The 20897-nt window shown below is 65.3% G+C and carries 10 protein-coding genes; 1 reads left to right on the top strand and 9 read right to left on the bottom strand.

Features of this window, described 5'->3' with window-relative positions:
- Positions 1-178 precede the first annotated feature (178 nt).
- On the bottom strand, positions 179-3547 hold the full coding sequence (locus ACQP2U_RS01245) for an arabinosyltransferase domain-containing protein (RefSeq protein ID WP_433712978.1): 3369 nt from the start codon (positions 3545-3547) through the stop codon (positions 179-181).
- Positions 3548-3892: 345 nt separating this feature from the next.
- Between ACQP2U_RS01245 and ACQP2U_RS01240 the strand changes: the two genes are divergently transcribed.
- Entirely contained in the window at positions 3893-4390 is a 498-nt protein-coding gene (locus tag ACQP2U_RS01240; RefSeq protein WP_433712977.1) for a peptidylprolyl isomerase, read from the top strand.
- 59 nt (positions 4391-4449) lie between these two features.
- Here the strand turns inward: ACQP2U_RS01240 and ACQP2U_RS01235 are convergent, their stop codons facing one another.
- The 8 genes from ACQP2U_RS01235 to ACQP2U_RS01200 form a co-directional block, all read right to left on the bottom strand.
- Positions 4450-5994: an acyl-CoA carboxylase subunit beta gene (locus ACQP2U_RS01235; RefSeq protein WP_397036407.1), complete on the bottom strand. Its 1545-nt coding sequence runs from the start codon at positions 5992-5994 to the stop codon at positions 4450-4452.
- 23 nt (positions 5995-6017) lie between these two features.
- Complete coding sequence (gene pks13 / locus ACQP2U_RS01230) at positions 6018-11522, bottom strand: polyketide synthase Pks13 (protein ID WP_433712976.1); 5505 nt, start codon at positions 11520-11522, stop codon at positions 6018-6020.
- Between the two features lie 106 nt (positions 11523-11628).
- Positions 11629-13545 carry a long-chain-fatty-acid--AMP ligase FadD32 gene (gene fadD32 / locus ACQP2U_RS01225; protein ID WP_433712975.1) on the bottom strand — a complete coding sequence of 639 codons (1917 nt, stop codon included), beginning with the start codon at positions 13543-13545 and terminating at the stop codon, positions 11629-11631.
- 192 nt (positions 13546-13737) lie between these two features.
- Entirely contained in the window at positions 13738-14778 is a 1041-nt protein-coding gene (locus ACQP2U_RS01220) for an LLM class F420-dependent oxidoreductase (RefSeq protein WP_397036413.1), read from the bottom strand.
- A 314-nt stretch (positions 14779-15092) separates the two neighbouring features.
- On the bottom strand, positions 15093-16085 hold the full coding sequence (locus ACQP2U_RS01215) for a cutinase family protein (protein WP_433712974.1): 993 nt from the start codon (positions 16083-16085) through the stop codon (positions 15093-15095).
- A complete protein-coding gene (locus ACQP2U_RS01210) occupies positions 16082-16597 on the bottom strand; it encodes a DUF732 domain-containing protein (protein ID WP_433712973.1) in 516 nt (171 codons plus the stop codon). Before ACQP2U_RS01210 ends, ACQP2U_RS01215 begins: the two co-directional genes overlap by 4 nt.
- Before the next feature lie 102 nt (positions 16598-16699).
- Positions 16700-18502, bottom strand: coding sequence for an alpha/beta hydrolase-fold protein (locus tag ACQP2U_RS01205; protein WP_433716799.1), 1803 nt, complete (start codon positions 18500-18502; stop codon positions 16700-16702).
- Positions 18503-18701: 199 nt separating this feature from the next.
- Positions 18702-19739, bottom strand: a complete 1038-nt coding sequence (locus ACQP2U_RS01200) for an alpha/beta hydrolase (RefSeq protein WP_397036418.1) — start codon at positions 19737-19739, stop codon at positions 18702-18704.
- Positions 19740-20897: the final 1158 nt, after the last annotated feature.

The following is a 20897-nucleotide window of genomic DNA, read 5'->3' as shown; positions in this document are numbered from 1 at the left end:
GTCGCGTCGGCCAGCACAGCCGACGCCGCGGCCTTTCGTCGTTGCGGGGCATTGTTGACCTGAGCGCACCTGGCGTCCGAATTTCCCGGAATCCGGACACGAGGGGACGCGGAGTACAACTCAGTCCCCGAACGAGAGCAGGCCCGCCGAATTCGACGGGCCTGCCTTCATTCACGACCTAGAACACGCGCAGCTGTCCGGGCGACCACAGCCCCGACCGGCTGACCGTACCCGTATCCAACTTGGCTGGCACGGCATTCGGGTAGTACTGGTCGTACCGCTCCAATGAACCCCAGTCCCGCGCCCAGTCGTTCTTCAGATACGTCGGAACGGTGCTCGACTTCGCCAGCATCTGACCGAAGCCGAGGAGACCACCGAATTCCTCGGCCTGCCAGGTATTAGTCGAGCTGATGGCCAGCGGACGGTCCGGGAGGATCCGGTAACCGGGCACCTCGGCCACACCGTTCTTGTGGTCCAGCGGCCGCTGGCACGGGAACTGCAGTCCGACCGCCCAGTCCAGCAGCACCGGCTGCTCGGAGCCGATGAAGCTGTTCAGCGTGGCCAACTTCGGCATCCGCGGCGGGGTGAACGCCAGCCACTGATCGCCGATCAGAATCGGGTCATTGGCGACAATGCGGACCGCATCGGCATCGGGTGCGATCTCGTCGAGCGGGATGCGCAGATTGCGCCACGACGGGAAGGGACCGATATCGCGCGGCAGGTAGGTGCCGAGCATCTGCACACTGCCGTCGGGCAGGTGCTTGCCGTAATCGACGGTCAGCGACTGGCCGTACTTGGTGTCGCCGGTGTCGTCGACGGACAGGATGCGGCCCGCCGCCGAGATGACCACCAGCGGATGATCATCCGAGCGCGGCGCCAGCTGGTACCAGCTGGAGACCAGATGCGCGGGCTGCTGTACGCCCTGCTGGTAGCTGCCCATCACCGGCGTGGTGGCCGGATCGAGGCCGAAGGGCAGGGTGGCCCGGCTGCCGTTGACACCGGTCGCGCCGTAACCGCCGTCGGTGCCCGCGTTCTGACCGTCCGCACCGACCGGACCGACCGATTGCGTGGAGGTGTTGCCGGTACCCGGCTTCACCTCGATGGTGTCGGCGCTGAGCTTCTCGGGCACACCGTTCGGATCGAAGCCGACCGGATCGGCGCCGGCCAGCGGATCGCCGTTCTTGGGCGGATTCACCGGATCGATGATCGGGGTGAGCATGCCGTTGCCCTTGTTCACATCCGGTTCCACCAGCACGTCATTGGCGAGACCGCACGAATTACCCTGCACCGAATCGAAATTCGAGCGCGCGAGCGAATAGGCCGGGTACTGCGACACCGCGCCTTTGAGCAGCGAGCACACCTCGAGCAGCACCATCAGCGCGGCGACGACGGTCAGCGGGATCGCGGCGAACTTGCGAATCCGCTTGCCGCGCACCGACTTCGCCGACGGCTGCGGCTTGGTGTAGTCCTCGCGCAGCGTCGCCCATGCGACCAGTGCCAGCGCCAGCCCGAACAGCACCAGCATGAACGTGTTCGACTGGTAGCCGTGCAGCGAGATCCGCTTGTCGAACCACGGCACGCCGAAGCTGGACACATACCAGTAGCCGTTGATGCCCGAGAAGGCGATCGCGAGCACGAAAAGCAATCCGGCGAGGAAGATCGCCCGATTCTTCCTGGCCCGCAACGCACTTGCCGAAACCGCCACCGCGGTGACCGCGGCCAGTGATCCGGCGATGCCCGCGTACGCGCCGAAGTGGTGGGTCCACTTCGTCGGGTTGAACATCATGAAGAAGATGGTTCCGAACACCACGCCCATCAGCCGCCAGGTCGGACCGCTGGCGATGCCGGGAACCTGCCTGCGCCGCAGCAGCACCAGCATGGTGGTGAACAGGCACAGCAGCATGATCAGGAAGGCGAACCGACGCGACAGCGATCCGTCGACCGTCTCCACGAACAGGTAGTAGTAGCGCAGGTAGTCCTCATACCAGGCCAGATTCGGGCCGGTCACCTGCCGCACCCGGTTGGCCTCCTGGATACCGGCGAAGGTCTGGTCGCTGTAGACCACGATCAGCACCAGCAGACCCGCGGCCGCGATCGGCGCGAGCAGCGGCAGCGTCGAACCCCACTTGCCCACCCCCTGCGCCGCGAACTGCCGATGCCGCCGCACCACGATCCGCACCAGCGGCCGGATACCGGCGAGCAACGCTGCCACACACATAAGACCTGTCGGGGCGGCCGCCAAGGTGAATGCGGCCACCAGAATCGCCACCGCGGTGGGCAACAGCCGACCCGTCGCAATGGCCCGCTCGATCGACACCCAGGTCAGCAGCGCGCCGAGCGCGACGATCGGCTCCGAGCGCAAACCGTTGTCGAACGGCAGCCAGAACGCCAGGAAGACCAGCCCACCGGTCCACAGCGCCACCTTGCTGTTGCGCACCCCTCGCCCGAGCCGGGGCACCACTTCGCGGCTGATCACCATCCAGCACAGAATCGCGCAGAACAGCGCGGGCAACCGGACCCACGGGCTCGCGGTGGAGATCTCCGAGAAGGCCTGGATGACGTAGTAATACCAGCCGAACGGCGCCTCCGGCACGCCGTACCACCGGAAGTAGTTGGCCATATAGCCCGCATGCGGCGCCACCCGCACCATGCTCAGGATGTAGCCGTCATCGGAAGTATTCGCACCCACGAAATGCCACAGCAGCAGTGTGCCGACCACCGCGCCGTCCGCCCAGTTCGGCTTCAGCCAGTTGGCGGGCAGGAACCGGCGGTGCCCGCGCCCGTCGCTGCCGTCGAGGCGAGCCAGTGCGCCGAGCGCGATCAGCGTGCACAGCACCGCCGCGATCATCGCGATCAACTTGACCGGCGTCGGGCTGGAGGAGAACCGAGTGTCCACCGTCATGTGGTACGAGAGGCCGGTGGGCACCGCGCCCTTCAAATCGGTGAAGACGCCGACCACCTGCGGCCGCAGATCACCGTTGAGCTGCCCCTCGACCGGTACCTCGACCTTCTGCGTTGCCCCGGGCGCCGCGCCCTCGACCGGCCGCTCGATCGTGGTGGTCACACCCTCGAACGCGGCCCTGGTCCGATTCATATCGGAGCTGATGGTGATCGACGTGCACGCGCCCAACTGCGCACGCTCGGCCGAGGCCACCACGGCATTGCGGTCGACCACATCCACGGTGGTGTCCGAGACCCGCACGAACATCGCCTCTAGCGAGGCCCGGTCGCCCTGCGGCGGCGCGGTGGCCAGCAGCATCCCGCCGTAACTCGGCAGCTGATCGACCGCCGTACACGGAATGCTGGCGGTGAGATCGATCGGCACCTGCGACATCAGCGGCGCCTGCACGCTGTTGAGGGCCCCGTCCTGCGGCCAATTCAGCGTGGCGGTGGTCTGGCTGACCGGTAAGAACGGAGCCGCCAGCGCGAACAATGCGCCGAGCGCGCCGGCGACCAGCGCGACGAGGCGCGCGGTTCGGAAATCGCTCGGTGCGACTTCGGGCGCGGCGGGCGGTTTTGTCAAGACAGCGGTAGCGGCGTCGGGCACGGTTCGCAATGGTAGCTGTGTTTAATTGTCGCGGCTTCGCCGCGACGTGTTCGCGGCCCCTGGATGGCTTGCGTCCGAGTGGCCGAGACTCGCGACTACGTCGCATGCGCTTCGGCCACTCGGACGCAAGCCGGGCCGCGAACGGCGCATGCTCGATCTCGCTTCGCTCGAAACCTGAGCTGAGGCGCGTCGTCGACAACACAGGTATGTGCGGCAACCAGGGAACTGGTGCGGCTTCACAGTGCCCACACGGGCGCGGCTACCACGCTGGCGACCATCGTGGTGAGTGAGCAAAGTCGACCCGAACTGCTGACCAGTTGCCATGGGGATGGAAAGGTGGGCTTTATGACAAAGGTGAATCTCGAAACCAACTACGGACAGATCGTGCTGGAGCTCGACGACGCGAAGGCCCCGAATACCGTCGCGAACTTCGTGAATTACGTGAACGCCGGCCACTACAACGGCACCATCTTCCACCGCGTCATTCCGGGTTTCATGATCCAGGGCGGTGGCTTCACCCCTGAGATGCAGCAGAAGGGCACGCAGGCCCCGATTCAGAATGAAGCGAACAACGGCCTGAAGAACGACAAGTACACCGTCGCGATGGCCCGCACCAACGACCCGCATTCGGCCACCGCGCAATTCTTCATCAACGTCTCCGACAACGGCTTCCTGAACCACTCCGCGCCGACCGCGCAGGGCTGGGGCTACACGGTCTTCGGCAAGGTGGCCGAGGGCTCGGAGGTGGTCGACAAGATCGCCGCGGTCTCCACCGGTTCAGCGGGCATGCACCAGGATGTGCCACAGGACGACGTCATCATCGAGTCGGCGACCATCGCCTGACTTGCGCTGACACGCAACAGCATCGGGCCGCACTCCATCCGGGATGCGGCCCGATCACGTCAGAGCGGCAGCAGGTGGTGTTTGCGTGGGTTGCGGATGAGCGCCTTATCGCGCAGCAGATGCAGGGCACGACGAAGTTCCAGACGGGTGGTCGAGGGCTCGATAACCGCGTCGATATAGCCGCGCTCCGCGGCGACCCACGGCGTCGCTACGGTCGCGTTGTAGAAGTCGATCATCTGCTGACGCACCGCGGCACGCTGATCCTCCGGCGCCGCTTCGATCTGTCGGCGGCCGATCAAGCTGACCGCACTTTCGGCGCCCATGACCGCGATCCGCGCGGTCGGCCAGGCCAGATTCACATCCGCACCGAGCTGTTTCGAACCCATTACCGCGTATCCGCCGCCATAGGACTTGCGGATAACCACGGTCACCTTCGGCACGGTCGCTTCGACGTAGGAGAACAGGAAGCGGCCGCCGCGCTTGATGACGCCGATCTTCTCCTGTTCCACACCGGGTAGGAATCCCGGTGTGTCGACAACGAATACGAGCGGAATATCGAACGCGTCGCACATCCGCACGAAGTGCGCGGCCTTATCCGAGGCCCTGGCGTCGAGCGCACCGGCGGACACCATCGGCTGATTCGCGACCACACCGACGCTGCGGCCGTCCACCCGCGCGAATCCGGTGATGACATTGCGCCCCGCCGTTGCGCCGATCTCGTGGAAATCACCGTCGTCGAATATGCGCAACAGGATGTCGTGCATGTCGTACCCGGCGTTGTCCGAGTCCGGGACGATCGAATTCAGTTCCAGATCCGATTCGGTGATCTCAGGCTCCAGACCAGGATTCACGATCGGCGGCTGTTCCTGGCAGCTCGTCGGCAGGAAGCCCAGATACGCGCGCACCCATTCGAACGCTGACTGCTCATCATCGGCGACGTGATGGATATTGCCGTACTGCGCTTGGCTATTGGCGCCACCGAGTTCCTCCAGGCTGACGTCCTCGCCGGTGACCTCCCGGATCACGCCGGGCCCGGTGACGAACATGTAAGCCTCGTGGGTGGCCACCACAACATCGGTATTGATCGGGGCGTACACCGCCCCGCCCGCGCATTTGCCGAGGATCATCGAAACCTGCGGCACCATCCCGGAAAGCGGCTCCACGCGCAATCCCAGCTCGGCGTACCAGGCCAATGAGGTCACGGCCTCCTGTACCCGGGCACCGCCGGAGTCGTTGATGCCGACCACCGGGCAGCCGACCTTGGCCGCGAACTCCAGGATGGCGGCGACCTTGCGGCCGAACATTTCTCCGACCGAACCGCCGTAGACGGTCTGATCGTGCGAGAAAACCGCCACCGGCCTGCCCTCGACGAGGCCGTGCCCGGTTACCACGCCGTCGCCGTACAGCGCCGAAGGGTCACCCGGCTTGCGCACCAGCGCACCGATTTCCACGAAGGTACCCGGATCGAGCAACATATTGATCCGGTCGCGGGCGCTCGGAATTCCCTTCTTCGCCCGCTTCGCCACCCCCGCTTCGCCCGCCGGTTCCTGCGCTAATTCAAGTCTTTTGCGCAGATCGGCGAGTTTCTCGGCAGTAGTGCTCACTTACACCCTCTCATCAGGCACCCCTATGGGGCAATCACAGCAAGTTTCGCGGTGAGGTCGGCTCCGATCTTGCCGATCCGCGGCTCGTCAACGATCTGGAGGTGGTCACCCGGAATATGTATAACCTCGAGGTTCGGAATGTATTCATCCCAACCGCCATTGGGCAAGCGGTCCGCGAAGCGAGGCTCGAGCTCGATCGCGCCGTCGTGGTACCGATCGGCCAGATAGAGCACTACCTCACCCTCGTAGCGCGCGGGCCGCATCTTCTGCAACGCCCGGTTTTCGATCCAGGACGTGCGCTGATGTTCGAGCACGCCGCCCGGAATCTTGGTACCGCTGATCTTGACCAAATCGCTGATCATCTTGAACTGATCTTCGTCATCGGCCAACGCGAGCTCTTCCAACTGCTCCTGCGGCAGTTCACCTTCGACGCCATAGGTCTTCTTCGCGAAGGCCTGATAGCGCTCGATGCGACGGATCCGCTCCTCGGGACTGTTGTCCTCGGGCTCGGCCGGAATGGCCAGATCGATCAGGCCGACCACACGCACATCAGCGCCCTCACCGCGCAGCACATGCGCGACCGCCAGCGCGAGCACCGCGCCGAGCGACCAGCCGTACAGTACGTACGGTCCGTCACCCTGGATCTTGCGCAGCTGCGGCACGTACTGCTTGGCACGTTCCTCGATCTCGCCGTCAGCCCGTTCTATGCCGTACATCGGGGTATCGGCGGGCAGACGCTTCAACAGCGGTTCGTAGACCAGGGTGTTGCCGCCGGCGGGGTGGAAGACAAAGACCGGCACCGCATTCGAGCCATCGGCACGCGGACGCAGCGCACGTACGTAACCCTCCACATCGGCACCGCTGTCCTGCAGGTTGCGCACGATATCCGCGAGCTGCTCGATGGTCTCGCAGTCGAGCACATCATCGACGGTGACCTCGGCCTTGACCCGCTCGGTGAGTCGGGCCGCCAACTTCTCGGCGACCTCCTCCTCCAGAATCGGCAGGGTATTGAAGATGCCCCCCGCCGACTTACCGGTGACGATCGCCCAGGTCGCGAAGGTCAACCGCTCGGCGGCATCACGCGGCGGCACATCGTCCTCATCGGCGGTGGCGGACTGACCGCCGAAAATCGCGGCGGCTTCGGTGGGAGCCGCGTCAGCAGTCACTGCCTCGGCCGCGCCGACCGCGGTAGTGTTCCCGGCGTCCAGAGCGCGCTCGACCGCAGCGTCGTCGGCCGCGCCGACCGCGGTAGTGTTCCCGGCGTCCAGAGCGCGCTCGACCGCAGCGTCGTCGGCCTCGGCCGCAGCGCCCGACTCGGGACTGGCCGGGGCAGGCGCGGCGGCACCAGCGGCAGTACCGGTGATACCGGCGGCCGTCTCCGCCTGGGCGACGATCTTCTCGGCTTCCGCCTCCACCGAAGTGTTCTCGGCATCCAGCGAAACCTCTTCACCGGCAGCGGCATTCGCCACCACAGCCGCCGGATCCGCACCAGCGGCGACCGCAGCACGTGCCGCCGCGATGAATCCGCCGTCGACCGCGATCTCCTCACCGGCCGCCTGCTTATCGGCGATGGCCTGCACCTCGTCGCGGTGCTCGATGGCATAGCGCAACACCTTGCCGACCTCGATCAGGTTGGCATCGCGCACGGCCTGGATCTGCAGCTGGGGAATATCGAATTCGTATTCGACGCGGTTCTTGATGCGCATGGCCATCAGCGAATCGAGACCCAGCTCCATCAGCGGGATCTCCATCGGCAGATCCTCGACCGCATACCCCATCGACTCGGCGACGATCAACGCCAGCCGCTCCTCCAGGGTCTGCGTGCCCGCCGGATCCCAACGCTCACCGAAGGTTTCGACGACCTCGAGATCGGCGTTCCCGGTGCTCGCGACCTCGGTGCCCGCAACCGCCGCTGCGGCAACGGGTTCGGGCAGCGGCGCACTCGAGGCGACGACCGCTTCGAACAGCAGCTGGAAGCTCGCACCCTCGCGCGCATGCACCTGCACCGACGCGCCACCCAGGTGTGGAATCAACGTCGTGGTCAGCGTTCCGGTGCTCGGCAGCACCGCGTGCGGAACCGACGCGCCCAACGACACGTCGCTGAGCACCTGTGCCGCAGCGGATTTCACCAGCACCGCGAGATCGGTGACGGCCGAGGCCTGCACCTCCCACGCGTGCCGACCATCCGGCAGCGCGACATGCGCACCGGGCACACGAGCATTACCGCTGCCGGTGGCCATCTTCGCCTTGGGCCAGTACGGCTTGCGCAGGAATGCGGTCCGCGGAATATCGGCGTAGTCGCCCGCGGGGAGCAGCGACGGCAGATCGACGCGATGTCCGTGCACGTAAAGCTGTGCCAGCGCGGAGATCACGCCCGCCGACTCGTCTTCCTTGCGCTTGAGGGTCGGGATGAGCTGCGCATCGTGCACGCCCGCCGCGAAAGTCGTGCCCAGAACCTGCATCAGCGCAACGGAATTCGGCGCCAACTCCAGGAAGGTGGTGTGGCCCGTGTCCACCGCGAGCTTCACCGCGTTGGTGAAGTACACCGAGTGGCGCATGTTCTTGACCCAGTAGTCCTCGTCGTGCACCGGGTCGCTGCCGGGCCGGTAGAACTGTTCCTTGTTGACGGTCGAATACAAACCCGCCGTCAACTTGGTCGGCTCGATACCGGCCAGCTCCGCCGCCAACTCACCGAGGAGTGGATCCATCTGCGATGTGTGTCCCGCGCCGCGGGTCTGCAGCACGCGAGCGAATTTGCCCGCCTGCTCGACCTTGGCCACGATCGCCGCGACCTGATCCTGCGGGCCACCGATCACGGTATTCGTCGGCGCCGCGTATACCGCGCATTCGACATCCGGATAGTCCACCAGCAGCGCCTCGACATCGGCGGCGCTCAGCTCGACCAGCGCCATATTGCGCACGTCGTCATCGCTGATCATCGCCTCGCCCTCGCCCATCAGGCGCGAGCGGGCGCAGATCACACGGACCGCGTCCTCGAGTACGAGACCACCGGAGATATAGGCCCCGGCCACCTCACCCATCGAATGGCCGACCACCGCATCGGGTTGCGCACCATGCGCACGCAGGAGTGCGGCCAGACCGATCTGAATGGTGAAGATGCCTACCTGTGAGGTGCCGACGTTGTAATCCTGGGCATCGTCCAGGATCATCTCGCGCACCGAATACCCGGCCTCGTCCTGCACCAGCTCGTCGACCTCGTCGACGGTCTTGCGGAAGATCGAATTCTCCAGGTAGAGCTGCTTACCCATCTTGCGATGCTGCGCACCGAATCCGGAGAGCACCCAGACCGGGCCCTGCACGGCGGGCGCGTCCGCGGTGAACACTCCGGGACCCGGCTTACCTGCGGCGATCGCACGCAGGCCAGCAACGGCCTCCTCGTGGGTCTTGGCGACGACGACGCCACGCGAACGCCAATGGCTGCGCTTGGCCAGCGAACGCGCCACATCCTCTAGCGGAGCGTTACGGCCTTCCTCGGTTTCCAGCCAGTCGGCCAGCTCCGCGGCGGCGCGGCGGCGGCGCGATGGCAGGTAGGCCGATACCGCGAGGATCACCGGTAGCGGTTCGACCCGCTCGGTCGACCATTCCGCAACAACCCCTACATCTCCTGCACCCTGCTCGGCACTCTCCGCGAGTATCTGATCGGCCTCCGCGACCACATCTGTGGCCTCGATATCCGCGTCGATCGTTTCGCTCTGGTCTGCCGCCTCGTCGGCTTCGGCGCCGAGTTCCGCAACCTCGTCTGCCGAGCCAACGATCTCGTTCTGGTCAGCCCCGGCCCGAGTCGGCTTGTATTCCTGGATGACCACGTGGGCATTGGTGCCACCGAAACCGAAGCCGGAAACACCGATGGTGGCGGTACCGCTGTAGCGCGGGAATTCCGTCGGCTCGTCGACGACCTTCAGGTGGGCCTGTTCGAACGGGATATACGGGTTCGGCCCGGCATAGTTCACGTTCGGCGGCAGCACGTTGTTCTGCAGCGCCATGACCACCTTGGCCAGGCTGGCAGCGCCGGCACCGGATTCGAGGTGACCGAAGTTCGTCTTCGCCGAGCCGAGCAGCGCGGGCTTGTCGTCGTCGCGACCGCGACCGACCACTCGGCCGAGCGCATCGGCCTCGATCGGGTCGCCGAGCAGCGTGCCGGTGCCGTGCGCCTCGACGTAGTCGACCGTGGACGGCGCGATGCCCGCATCTCGATAGGCCCGGCGCAGCACATCGGCCTGCGCATCCGGGTTCGGTGCGACGATGCCGTTGGACCGGCCATCGGAATTGACAGCCGAGCCCTTGACCACCGCGAGAATGCGATCACCATCGCGTTCGGCATCGGCCAGCCGCTTGAGCACCACCAGACCGGCACCCTCGGAACGGACCATGCCGTCGGCATCGGAGGAGAACGCCTTGATGCGGCCGTTCTTTGCGACCGCGCCGATCGAATCGAAGCCGAGAGTGATCGCGGGGGCCAGCAACATATTCACGCCGCCAGCCAAGGCCAAGTCGGCGTCACCATCACGCAGCGCGCGCACAGCCTGGTGCACCGCGACCAGCGTGGACGAGCAAGCAGTGTCGACAGCGACCGAGGGGCCACGGAAGTCGTAGAAGTAGGAGATTCGGTTGGCGACGATGGCCGAGGATCCACCGGTCAGCGCGTACGCATCAGCCGAGGCGGGTGCATTCGGATCGGACTGACCCAAGCCGAGTGCGGACACCATCGCGAAGTCGTTGGTAGAAGTGCCGACGAAAACGCCGACCGCCTCGCCCTTGAGTTCGCTTGCGGGAATCCTGGCGTGCTCCAATGCTTCCCAGGTCAGCTCCATCATCAAGCGCTGCTGCGGATCGACCCGCTCGACCTCGATCGGGGACATCGCGAAGAACTCCGCATCGAAGCCCTTGACTACGTCTTGGTCGAGGTAGCCGCCCAGGGTGTTGCCCTCGGCGACCTTCGCGGCCACCGCCGGGTCTTCGGTGAACTCGTCCCAACGCCCCTCGGGACGCTCCCGGATCGCATCACCGCGGTTGATCAGGAATTCCCAGGTCGACTCCGGCGTATCGCCCGCACCGGGCAGCCGGGTGGACAGGCCGACGATCGCGATGTCGTGCGCATCGCCCGGCTGATACCCGGCCGTGTAGAACGAGTCGTTACCCGACTCCTCCGGCAACTCCGGCACACCGTTGATGACGACCTCGGCCAGCGACGCGATGGTCGGATGCTGGTAGACGATCGTCGCCGTCAGCACCACACCGGTCAGCTCTTCGATATCACCGCCGAGTGCGATGGCATCGCGTGAGGCCAGCCCGAACTCCTCCATCGGCCGATCCACCGTGATCTGCTCGAGCGGTTGACCGGTCGCATCGGCGACCCAGCGCCGCAGCCACTCCCGCAGCTCCGCAACCGACATATCGGTCGTCGCGGCGGGTGGCGCAGCCTGCCCGGCGTCAGTGGTATCGACCGCGTCCGCATCGGCGGGCACGATCTCGGTCGTCTGGTCGGGCGTGCCCTCGTTGTCAGCCATCAGTTCCTCAAGCTACCTGTCTGCGTACCGGGCACGCCGCGAATCGACGCCTGACGTGGGAAGTCACGTCGGGTGTCGATAGCCGGGTCGAGCCACGCTCGGGCAATTACTCTTCCGGTGCATCGGGGAAAGCCTGCTGGGTGTAACCACCCCGCAGCGTTCCCTCCAGATAAGCAGTCTTGCAGGCGCGTCGAGCGATCTTGCCGCTGGAGGTCCGTGGAATCGAACCGGCGGGGACCAAGAGCACGTCGCGCACGGTCACACCGTGGCGCTGGGAGATGGCCGCGCGGACCGCGTCGGCGATCGGCAGCGGGTCGGCCTTACCGGCGCCCGGGCCGCGCTCGGCCACGATGACCAGCTGCTCGGAGGCGTCGTCGGCATCGAAGCTCAGGCCGGAATGGCTGCCCTGTTCGAATACCTCGGCGGGCAGCTGGTTCGCGGGCACCGAGAACGCGGCGACGAAACCGGGTCGCAGCGCCTTCGAGGCCTCCTGCGCGGAGAACTCGAGGTCCTGCGGGTAGTGATTGCGGCCGTCGACGATCACGAGGTCCTTCACCCGCCCCGTGATGTACAACTCGCCCTCGAAGTACACGCCGTAGTCACCGGTGCGCATCCAGTTGGCGTCGAGTTCGGTGCCCTCGGTGTGGCTGCCCTCGACGAGACGATGCGTGACCTTGTTGTGGAAGGTCGCGGCGGTCTCGTCCGGACGACCCCAGTAGCCGATGCCCATATTGTTGCCGTGCAGCCAGATCTCACCGACCTGACCGTCGGCCAGCTCGTGCCCGCCGCCGTCGGAATCGACGGTCTCCGGATCCACGATGGCGGCCCACTGCGACAGCGCGACATAACCGCAGGAGACCTGTGCGATGGCGTTTTCGGCGCCCTGCTCGACCCGGATCATGCGGCCCGCATTGAGTTCGTTGCGGTCGACGTAGACGACCTTTGCCTCGTCCTCGGCCTTGGTCGCGGAGACGAAAAGCGTCGCCTCTGCCATGCCGTAGCAGGGCTTGATCGCGGTCTTGGGTAAGCCGTAGGGGGCGAACGCGTCGTTGAACTTCTTCATCGACGAAGTGGTCACCGGCTCGCTGCCGTTGATCAGGCCGATCACATTGGACAGATCCAGCGACTCGCCGTTCTTCGGCAGACCGCGCGCGGCGGCGTGCTCGAAGGCGAAGTTCGGTGCGGCGGCGAAGGTTCCGGCGCCGTCTTTATGGGCGGCCAGTTCCTTGATCCAGCGGTACGGGCGACGCACGAACGCACTCGGCGACATGATGGTGATGTACTTGCCGCCGACCGCGGGCAGGATCACCGTCAGCAGACCCATATCGTGGAACAGCGGCAGCCAGGTGACACCGCGCGAGTTCCAGTCCAGGTTGATCGCGTCGACCATCTGCAGCAGGTTGGTGCCGACCGCCCGATGGGTGATCTCGACACCGGCCGGAACGCGGGTGGAGCCCGAGGTGTACTGCAGGTAGGCGATGTCATCGACCGCGACATCGGGACGCACCCAGCTCTCGCCGACGGCGTCGGGGATCGCGTCGACCGCGATGATGCGCGGACGCTGGGCGGCGGGCAGCGAGCGGAAGAACTGGCGCACACCAGCCGCGGAGGAGCTCGCGGTCAGAATGGCCGAGGGTTCACAGTCGCCGAGCACCGCGTGCAGGCGGTCGGTGTGGCCCGGCTCGTCCGGGTCGAACAGCGGCACCGAGATGGTGCCCGCGTAGATCGCGGCGAAGAAGGAGATCACGTAATCCAGGCCCTGCGGGGCCAGGATCGCGACCCGGTCACCCGGGTTGGTCACCTGCTGCAGTCGAGCGGCCACCGCGCGCAGCCGAATACCGAACTCACGCCACGTCAGCTCCAGCGCCTCACCGTCACGCTCGCGCGAATAGTCGATGTAGCGGTACGCGAGGGTGTTCGCGTCGTTGCGGGTGTGCTTCTCGACGTGGTCTACCAGGGTGTGATCATCGGGAATACGGATGTTCCCGGTCTCATCCAGGTAATCGTCGAAAGTCTCGTCCATTCCTTCATCTCCTCCGAGGCACACGCAGCAAGACGGCGACAACGCCGCTGTTACCTGTGAGGCCCCGACTCGCTATCGCCCGCGGGTGCTCTACATGCGAGAGCCAGCCTGCAGATTTTATTGCGGTCTGCGCGGTAGACCGCTATCGGCTAGATGTTCTCAAACCAGAGTCATGTTACAGAGAAGACCGGGTCACTCCCCCCGCAGCAGCGGAATAATCGGCGCGAACGCGTCCATCTGGGTTGGGAATACACCAACATAGGACATCGATGTGAGTTGCCGCACCTGACGGATCTGTTCGGCGATCTCCTCGAATGTGCCGATTGCCACATAGGGCGAGGCGAGGATTTCCTCGACCGACAGTTTTACGTCGACCTCGAGGTCCGGGTGCAGTCCGCGATCGATGGCCGACAACGCCATCTCGGCGGTCTTCTCCCGGTCGTCGGTGATGACAATCGCGGTAATGGCCCAGTTCAGCTCGATATCGGCGAAACGCTCACCCGCGGCTTCCTTGATCAGGTTCACCTTCTCGATGGTCTTTTCCAAGGTGATCCCGGACAGCAGTCCCTTGCCGTTCTGGGTAGTGACCGGAACGACCGAAATGATATCGGCGTGCTTGGCGGCCAGCCGCAGCATCTTCGGACCGCCGCCGCCGGTGCAGATCGGCGGGCGCGGACCCTGCCGCGGCCGTGGCGTGCCCTTGACACCGTGCACCTGGTAGTACTTGCCCTCGAAGGTGCATTCCTGGCCACGCAGCAACACATCGAGGATGGTCAGGGTCTCGTCCAACTTCGCCAGACGCACGCCCGGCGATTCGTACGGCAGACCAGCGGCGACGAATTCATCCTGCTTCCAGCCCGCACCGATGCCCACCTCGAGGCGGCCCTTGGACAGCACATCGATGGTGGCCAGGTCCTTTGCCAGCACCACCGGATGCCGGAAACCGTTGGCCAGCACCGAGGTTCCCAGCCGGATCCGCTCGGTGGCCTGGGTCAGCGCACCGAGTGCGGCGATCGGGCCGATCTGATCACCGAGGTGATCGGGCACAACGAAGGTGTCGAAACCGTATTCCTCGGCTGTCTGCGCGGTCTGGACGAACTTCCTGGCCCCGCCCTCTTGCTTATTTCCCTCGCCCGCGGCCGCGAAGCGGAAGGGCCGCAGCGGAGTACCCAGCGCGGTCGACTCAGCATCCGCGTCACGGCTCGCCGTGGTGGCCGGTGCGGCTTCTGTCATGAACTCATGCTCCTGGCTGTAAGGAAATGTGGGCGCGACACCCGGCCACATCGTGCCCACGCTTCTGGGGGCTCGAGGGCCGGCGTCGCGATCATCAGGCGCACTTTACAGCGTTGTGGTGTGTAGTCGCCCAGGCTTGCGTCACTAGCACCGTGATCAGGCTTGTTTCATGTGATCAGTCACCAAGGAAACAACTGGTTTCGTGCACACATGGGTAACTCGCCGGGTACGCCCACAGGCTCACCCGCACTCGACCATCGGCCCGCGACGACACTGTCGAGGCTCCCACGACCGGCAAAGGTCCGGGGAGGCGGTCAAGCATGGGCGGGATGAGGCGCTGCCTCGATCAAACCGGTGGCCCAGTTCACTGTCCACTGCGTCGCGGTGGTGCCATCGCCGTCCACCACATAACTGTTGTAGAGGCTGTGCACCGGGTTACCGACCGCTCGGACCAGGGTGAGCACGCTGCCGACGATGTTCAGGGGACTCAACGCATCGCGCGGCGAATCGCAGATCATGTCACCCGGCGCGCAGATGGTGTAGGTGCGATCGGCGAGCGCGCCGAAACCACCCTCCCTGGCTCCGGTCATCGTGATCCCGGGCACCTTCAACCCGTTGAGCGAGACCTCGGCGCCCACTCCGGCGGGCGGGGTGCCGATCTGGATGGGCTGGCCCGGTCCGTTGTCACCGGTGCGGCGACCGTCGGCGATCAGCATGACGCCAAGTACCTTGTCCGCGGGTACCGGCCCTTTGCCCGCTCCGATTTGACTGGCGATATCGCCCGCGATCACCGCGCCCTGGGAGAATCCCGCGAGCACATAGGTGGTCAGCGGGCAGTCACGGTACCGATTCGACATCGCATCGAGCGCACGCTGCCAGCCCTCGGAGCGGCTGTTGTTATAGGACTGCTGACCGTCCGGCGGAATCGCGATCGGATTGGAGAATTGCGCGACGTAGGGAACGGTGTAGATATCCAGCCGTCCCTCCGGGAACTGCTGGGATACCGGCCCGGAGACGTTGAGCATCAACGAGATCGGATTGGCCGTCGGATTGTGCGGATCGTCGTTGCTATTCGATTCCCAGGTACCGGGTATCGAAATCATCTGCACATCGGGACACCAGGCCGGCTGAGAGGTCGGCGGTGTCGGTGGCGGCTTCGGACCGGGCTTCGGCTTGCGCAGCGGACCCGCGAGCACGAACCACAGCAGCAGCGCGATGACGAGGACGAGGACTACCAGACCGATGAAGAGCAGACATCCCGCCGGTTTCCGGGACCGGCGGGAGGCCGAACCGGGACGCGCACTCACTGGCAGTACGTCGACTTAGCCGTATCGATGTAGATCCTGCCGGCCTTTTCCACCGGCATCTTCGCCGGATCGAAGGACGGATCCGATCCGGCCATCGCCGAGACGAAGGTCATCAGATCCTGGTCGGAGGCATTCGCCGCGGCGCCCTGGCAGACGTAGGAGCCGATGCTCAGTGCGATATCCGGGGTGGACGGGGTGATGCCCGCTGCCTTGAGCGCGTCGAGGAACTTCTTGTCCTTATCGGTGAGCTTCGAGGTGTCCTCGGGGACGGCGTTGGTCGGGACGGGCTGCGGACGCTCCGGCGTCGCCGTATCGGTGGGCGTCTCGGGGGCCTGCGACGGCTGACCGGTCGCAGCGGCGCTTGTCGAGGCGGAGGTCGCCGCCGCCGTAGTGGTGTGGGACAGCGTCGGCGTACTCGTCGCCGTCGAATCGTTATTGCCACAGGCGGCAAGCAAGCCGGTAGCGGCGATCCCCACGACTACGCCGATAACCTTTCCGCGGGTCCGATGCATGAATTCGTGTCCTCGATCTGTTCGCTAAGGGGTCGGGTCGCCACCCAGGCTAGAGGAAAGCCAACCATAGGTGCAGCGGGTCAGCAAACAGACCGGTTGGAATCAAATTCCGTGGACCTCCGGTTTGCCGTCGCGCACGGTTATGAATCCGGTCTGGAAATTCTGCTGAGTGCCGCCCGGAATGGCGAACTCGTCACTGATCGGATACCCGAGCCTCCCAGTCTCATAGCCGACCACCGACCACATATCCATGATCGGACCCGAACGCACCAGCCACGCACCCGAGAGCGGGCTCCAGTAGATATTTCCGCCCTCGAACCTGCTGTAGCGGCCGAAATCCTTGCTCGGCGCCTCGTCGGCGGTGGGAAATCCGAGTTGGCTGTTCTCATAACCGAATTCGGCGTACTTGCCGAGGATCATCCCCTGCACATGATGTACGCCGGTCTTCGCGCTGTAGTAGAACGGGCCGTTTTCGAAGGACTGAACCACACCGTCCTTACCAGGGGTCTTGGTCTCCGGTCCGGTGGGATATCCGGCCGGGCCGTGCTCGAAGCCCTGCCGGCCCCATTCCTCCAGAATCGCGCCGCGCACCACCTGGGCGCCGGTGCGCGGGGTCCAGTAGAGCAGGCCGTTCTGGAAGGCCTGCATTCGTCCGCGGCCATCCGGCAGCCCGCGCTCGTCTTCGGTGGGCAGACCGAGCGAACCGCTCGGGCCGAGCGCGGCCTGGTAGCCGCCACCGATCATGCCGCCTACCGCGTGCGCACCGTCGGCCTGCGAATAGAAGACCCGACCGCCCTTGAAGTCCTGTGCGATACCGCCCGCCACCGAGTACTCAGCGGTAAGGCATTCGCCGAGCCAGCCGTTTCCACCGACCAGGGCGGCGATCGCGCCACCGGTATGACACGCCGGTTTGTTCGGATCGACCCCGAGCGCGGCGGCGGCCTGCGGCCAGGACTGGCGCATTTCGAAATCCCAGTACGGCCACGAATGTGTGCCGGAGGGACGGTAATTCACCTGGGCGGGGATGGATAGCTTGGCGAGTTTGGTCACGAAGTTCTGCGAGGTCAGCCGAGACAGGATCTCCAAGCCCATGCCCGCGTAATTGGTGCTGATCCCAGGAATGCCGCTTGCCTGGTCGAACGGTCCGGTCGAGCCGTTACCGCTGGAGATGTACAGACTGACGCCCTCGAGCTTGTCCGCCAATGCATATGGGTCATGGCTGTCCCATTCCGGACCGCCCGGCGGACCCCACATGGCCGCCGAATCGAATCCGCCGGCATCATGCATGGCGAACTGGATCGCCTGCGGCATACCGAGGGTGGTCGTAGTCAGCACGCCGGAGTACGACGCCGCGTATTTCGCGAAGTTCGGGTTGCGTGCGGCCAGGAACATCGCGGCCGTACCGCCCATCGAAATGCCTTCCATGCCACGCACATCCGTGGTCCGCCACTGACTCTCCAGCAGCGGCGGAAGTTCCTTGGTCAGGAAGGTCTCCCATTTGTAGTTGTGACCGTTGTCCGGCTGCAGCCAGTCGGAGTAGAAGCTGGACTGACCGCCGACCGGCAGCACCACCGTGACGTTCTTATCGGCATAGAAATCCACCGCACCGGCGTCGTGGGACCAGCCGCTCTCCTCATCGGTGGCCCGCAGACCGTCGAGCATGAGCAGAGCTGGGAACCTGGCCTCCGGGCGGGCGTTCCAATCCCGGGCCAGCAGCAACTGCACCTGGATCGGGGTGGCCATCGATGGCGAATTGATCCACAGCGCGACCCGCCGATCGGTCAGCCATACCACCCGCTGCACCGCCGTACCGACGGCCGAGGCGGCGGCGGGCTGGGCGTTTGCCGGCGCGGTCGCTGGGGAAATGCTGGATACGAGTGGGAGCACGGTGGCGATCGCAAGCATCGCGACCCGGCCGCGGGTCACACGTCCGTCACGCCGCGCCCATTTGCCGAATCCGAGTCCTGCCACACGTGTTTCCTACCCCGGTTGCGACGTGGTTGCCGGTAAGACACGCGGACAGTCTTTCCGCCTGAAAATACGAAACGGCGCCGCCGCTTCCATTCGGAAGCAGACGGCGCCGTTAGGCGTCTAGACCCTCAGCTCACCAACCGCCGGTGGCGTCGAGGATGCCGTTATGGGAATTCCACAGCTCACCCTCCCAGTACTTCCACGAGTGGGTACCCGCGGCCGGGAAGTCGAACTGGGCCGGAATGCCGAGCGAGGCCAGGCGAGACTGGAACGCGCGGGTGTTCACCAACGAGAGCGCCTCCAGCGCCATACCGTTGGCGGTGTTGAAGTAGCCGACGGCCGAGTTCGGGTTGTCGTACTGACCCGGCAGACCGCTGGCCGCCGAGATGTACATCGGCAGACCACGCAGCTGCGGCGCGAAGACGAACGGGTCCATCCGCAGCCACTGCGAGCTCCACGGCGCGGCCATCGAGTCGACGTTGTAGCGGCCCGCGTCCAGCATCGCGATGCGGATCGCCTCGCGCATACCCGGCGCGGAGATGTTCAGGTAGCCGGAGTAGGACGCGGCGTACTTGAACTGGTCGCGGTGATAGGCGGCCAGTGCCAGCGCGGCCGAACCACCCATCGAGAGACCGACAACCGCGTTGTTCGTGCGCGACACACCGTAGCCCTCGAGGAAGGCGGGGAGTTCCTTGGTCAGGAAGGTCTCCCACTTGTAGGTGGTCTTCTGGCCGTTGGTGTTGCTCGGGCTGTACCAGTCGGCATAGAAGCTCGACTGGCCGCCGACCGGCATGATCAGCGAGATGTTGTCGTTGCCGAACTGCTGGAGGGCATTCGTCTCGAACGACCACGCATTGCGGTCGTCACGTGCCCGCAAGCCGTCGAGCAGATACAGCGCCGCGTTACCGCCGCGCGCCGCCCACTGCACCTGGACCTTGATCGGACCCATCTGGGACGGGACCATCAGATCCTCGAGGCCGCCCGACGGCGTCCGCAGCGCGGGGCCGTGCACCGGCGCGGCCAAGGCAACGGTCGGGCCCGTCACGCCTGCGGCGATCGGTAGCGCCAACGCCGCGGCACCGACAGCCAGAATTCGATTCCGCCAACCACGAGGCGTGCCTCGCCGTCCCGACTTGGTTCTCTTCGGCGCGGCCGCCCTGCCGAAACCCATGAATCCTGCTCTCTTTCTGCTGTTGTGGTGTCACCCGTAGCCCCTGCGGGCCGGGCAACACCCGTGCTGCCAACGAGACGCGCGTCACATGCAAGCCGGTACCCGACATTCCGGCACAAGCGACGGCGCTACAACGATCTGGTCACACTTGCGCTCGCTGGAGGTTATTCGACGTGCGAAGCCTTAGCAAGACCGGGGTATTCGAGTGACCGAATTCCGCCCGTTCACAAGCTGTGATCGTGCGGAGACCTTATCGCGTTCGACCGGAGATGTCGTGTCGGAACGGGAATTTCGGACAAAGATTAGGGGGTCAGTAGGGAGTCTCAATCCTGACCCGAGGCGCCCACTCGGATCCGGCGCCATCTCGAGCCCTCGGTCGGCCCAGTAGCGTCGGTGTGCAGACCGACCGTCGAAGACCGCGGTCGTCGAGATGGCGCCGGATCCAGCCGGGCCGAAAGACGCGAGTTTCAGCCAGCGCGTCTTCCCCAACGTCATGTGCCGGGATCGAGTCGACTCGACACGTTGATCACATCGAGCGCACCATACCGGGCCCGAAATACTCAGCCCGAATGCGAACCGGCATAGCGGAATTGGTCGGGTGATTTGCCGCGAGCGTCAGTGCCGCGCTGCCGCCCACGGGGATTGAAGCCGAGACGGTGGCGCAGGCCCAAAGGACAGATTCTGGATCAGAAAGGTTTCCCAGACGCGGGCGCCCAGCTGCCCTGGTATCGGCCGGTGCGAGCCAGGGCCGAATAGAAGCTGGATTGCGCGCGACGTGACAATGTTGATATTCGCCGACGCCACGAGTGCGCCAAGACCGGCGACGGCAATCCCGAACTGCAATGCCAGTGCGAGCGACACCCGACCACGGGTCGCGGCAGCAATCCATTGGCAACTATTCCGCAAGGCCGCAACGTCGACGTCTCACCCGCACGAGCATTGTTGGTCGCTTGCGTGCACGAGGATCAGCACTCGGCGCCAACGCTTTCCCACCCACTGTGGTTGTCGGCGTTATCCCCTCTCATTGGGCAAACCTTCAAACGCACCCGAGCGAAAAAACCTCCGCTGTGCCGGATCGTGATGAAGTCCGGGAATTACCGCGCGAACTCACACCCCGGACCTTCGCCGGGCATGCGGTACCGAAACTTCCGATCTAGC

The organism is Nocardia sp. CA-084685, from assembly GCF_050955785.1.
In the GTDB taxonomy this organism is placed as follows: Bacteria; Actinomycetota; Actinomycetes; order Mycobacteriales; family Mycobacteriaceae; genus Nocardia.
Note: the sequence above shows the minus strand (reverse complement) of the source record. Positions and strands in the feature narration are given on the sequence as shown.

What these genes read in the sequence shown, in the direction of transcription:
- ACQP2U_RS01220 (WP_397036413.1), bottom strand. Translation starts at nt 14,778, where the DNA reads ATGACAGAAGCCGCACCGGCCACCACGGCGAGCCGTGACGCGGATGCT.
- fadD32 (WP_433712975.1), bottom strand. Translation starts at nt 13,545, where the DNA reads ATGGACGAGACTTTCGACGATTACCTGGATGAGACCGGGAACATCCGT.
- ACQP2U_RS01210 (WP_433712973.1), bottom strand. Translation starts at nt 16,597, where the DNA reads ATGCATCGGACCCGCGGAAAGGTTATCGGCGTAGTCGTGGGGATCGCC.
- ACQP2U_RS01200 (WP_397036418.1), bottom strand. Translation starts at nt 19,739, where the DNA reads ATGGGTTTCGGCAGGGCGGCCGCGCCGAAGAGAACCAAGTCGGGACGG.
- ACQP2U_RS01240 (WP_433712977.1), top strand. Translation starts at nt 3,893, where the DNA reads ATGACAAAGGTGAATCTCGAAACCAACTACGGACAGATCGTGCTGGAG.
- pks13 (WP_433712976.1), bottom strand. Translation starts at nt 11,522, where the DNA reads ATGGCTGACAACGAGGGCACGCCCGACCAGACGACCGAGATCGTGCCC.
- ACQP2U_RS01205 (WP_433716799.1), bottom strand. Translation starts at nt 18,502, where the DNA reads ATGCTTGCGATCGCCACCGTGCTCCCACTCGTATCCAGCATTTCCCCA.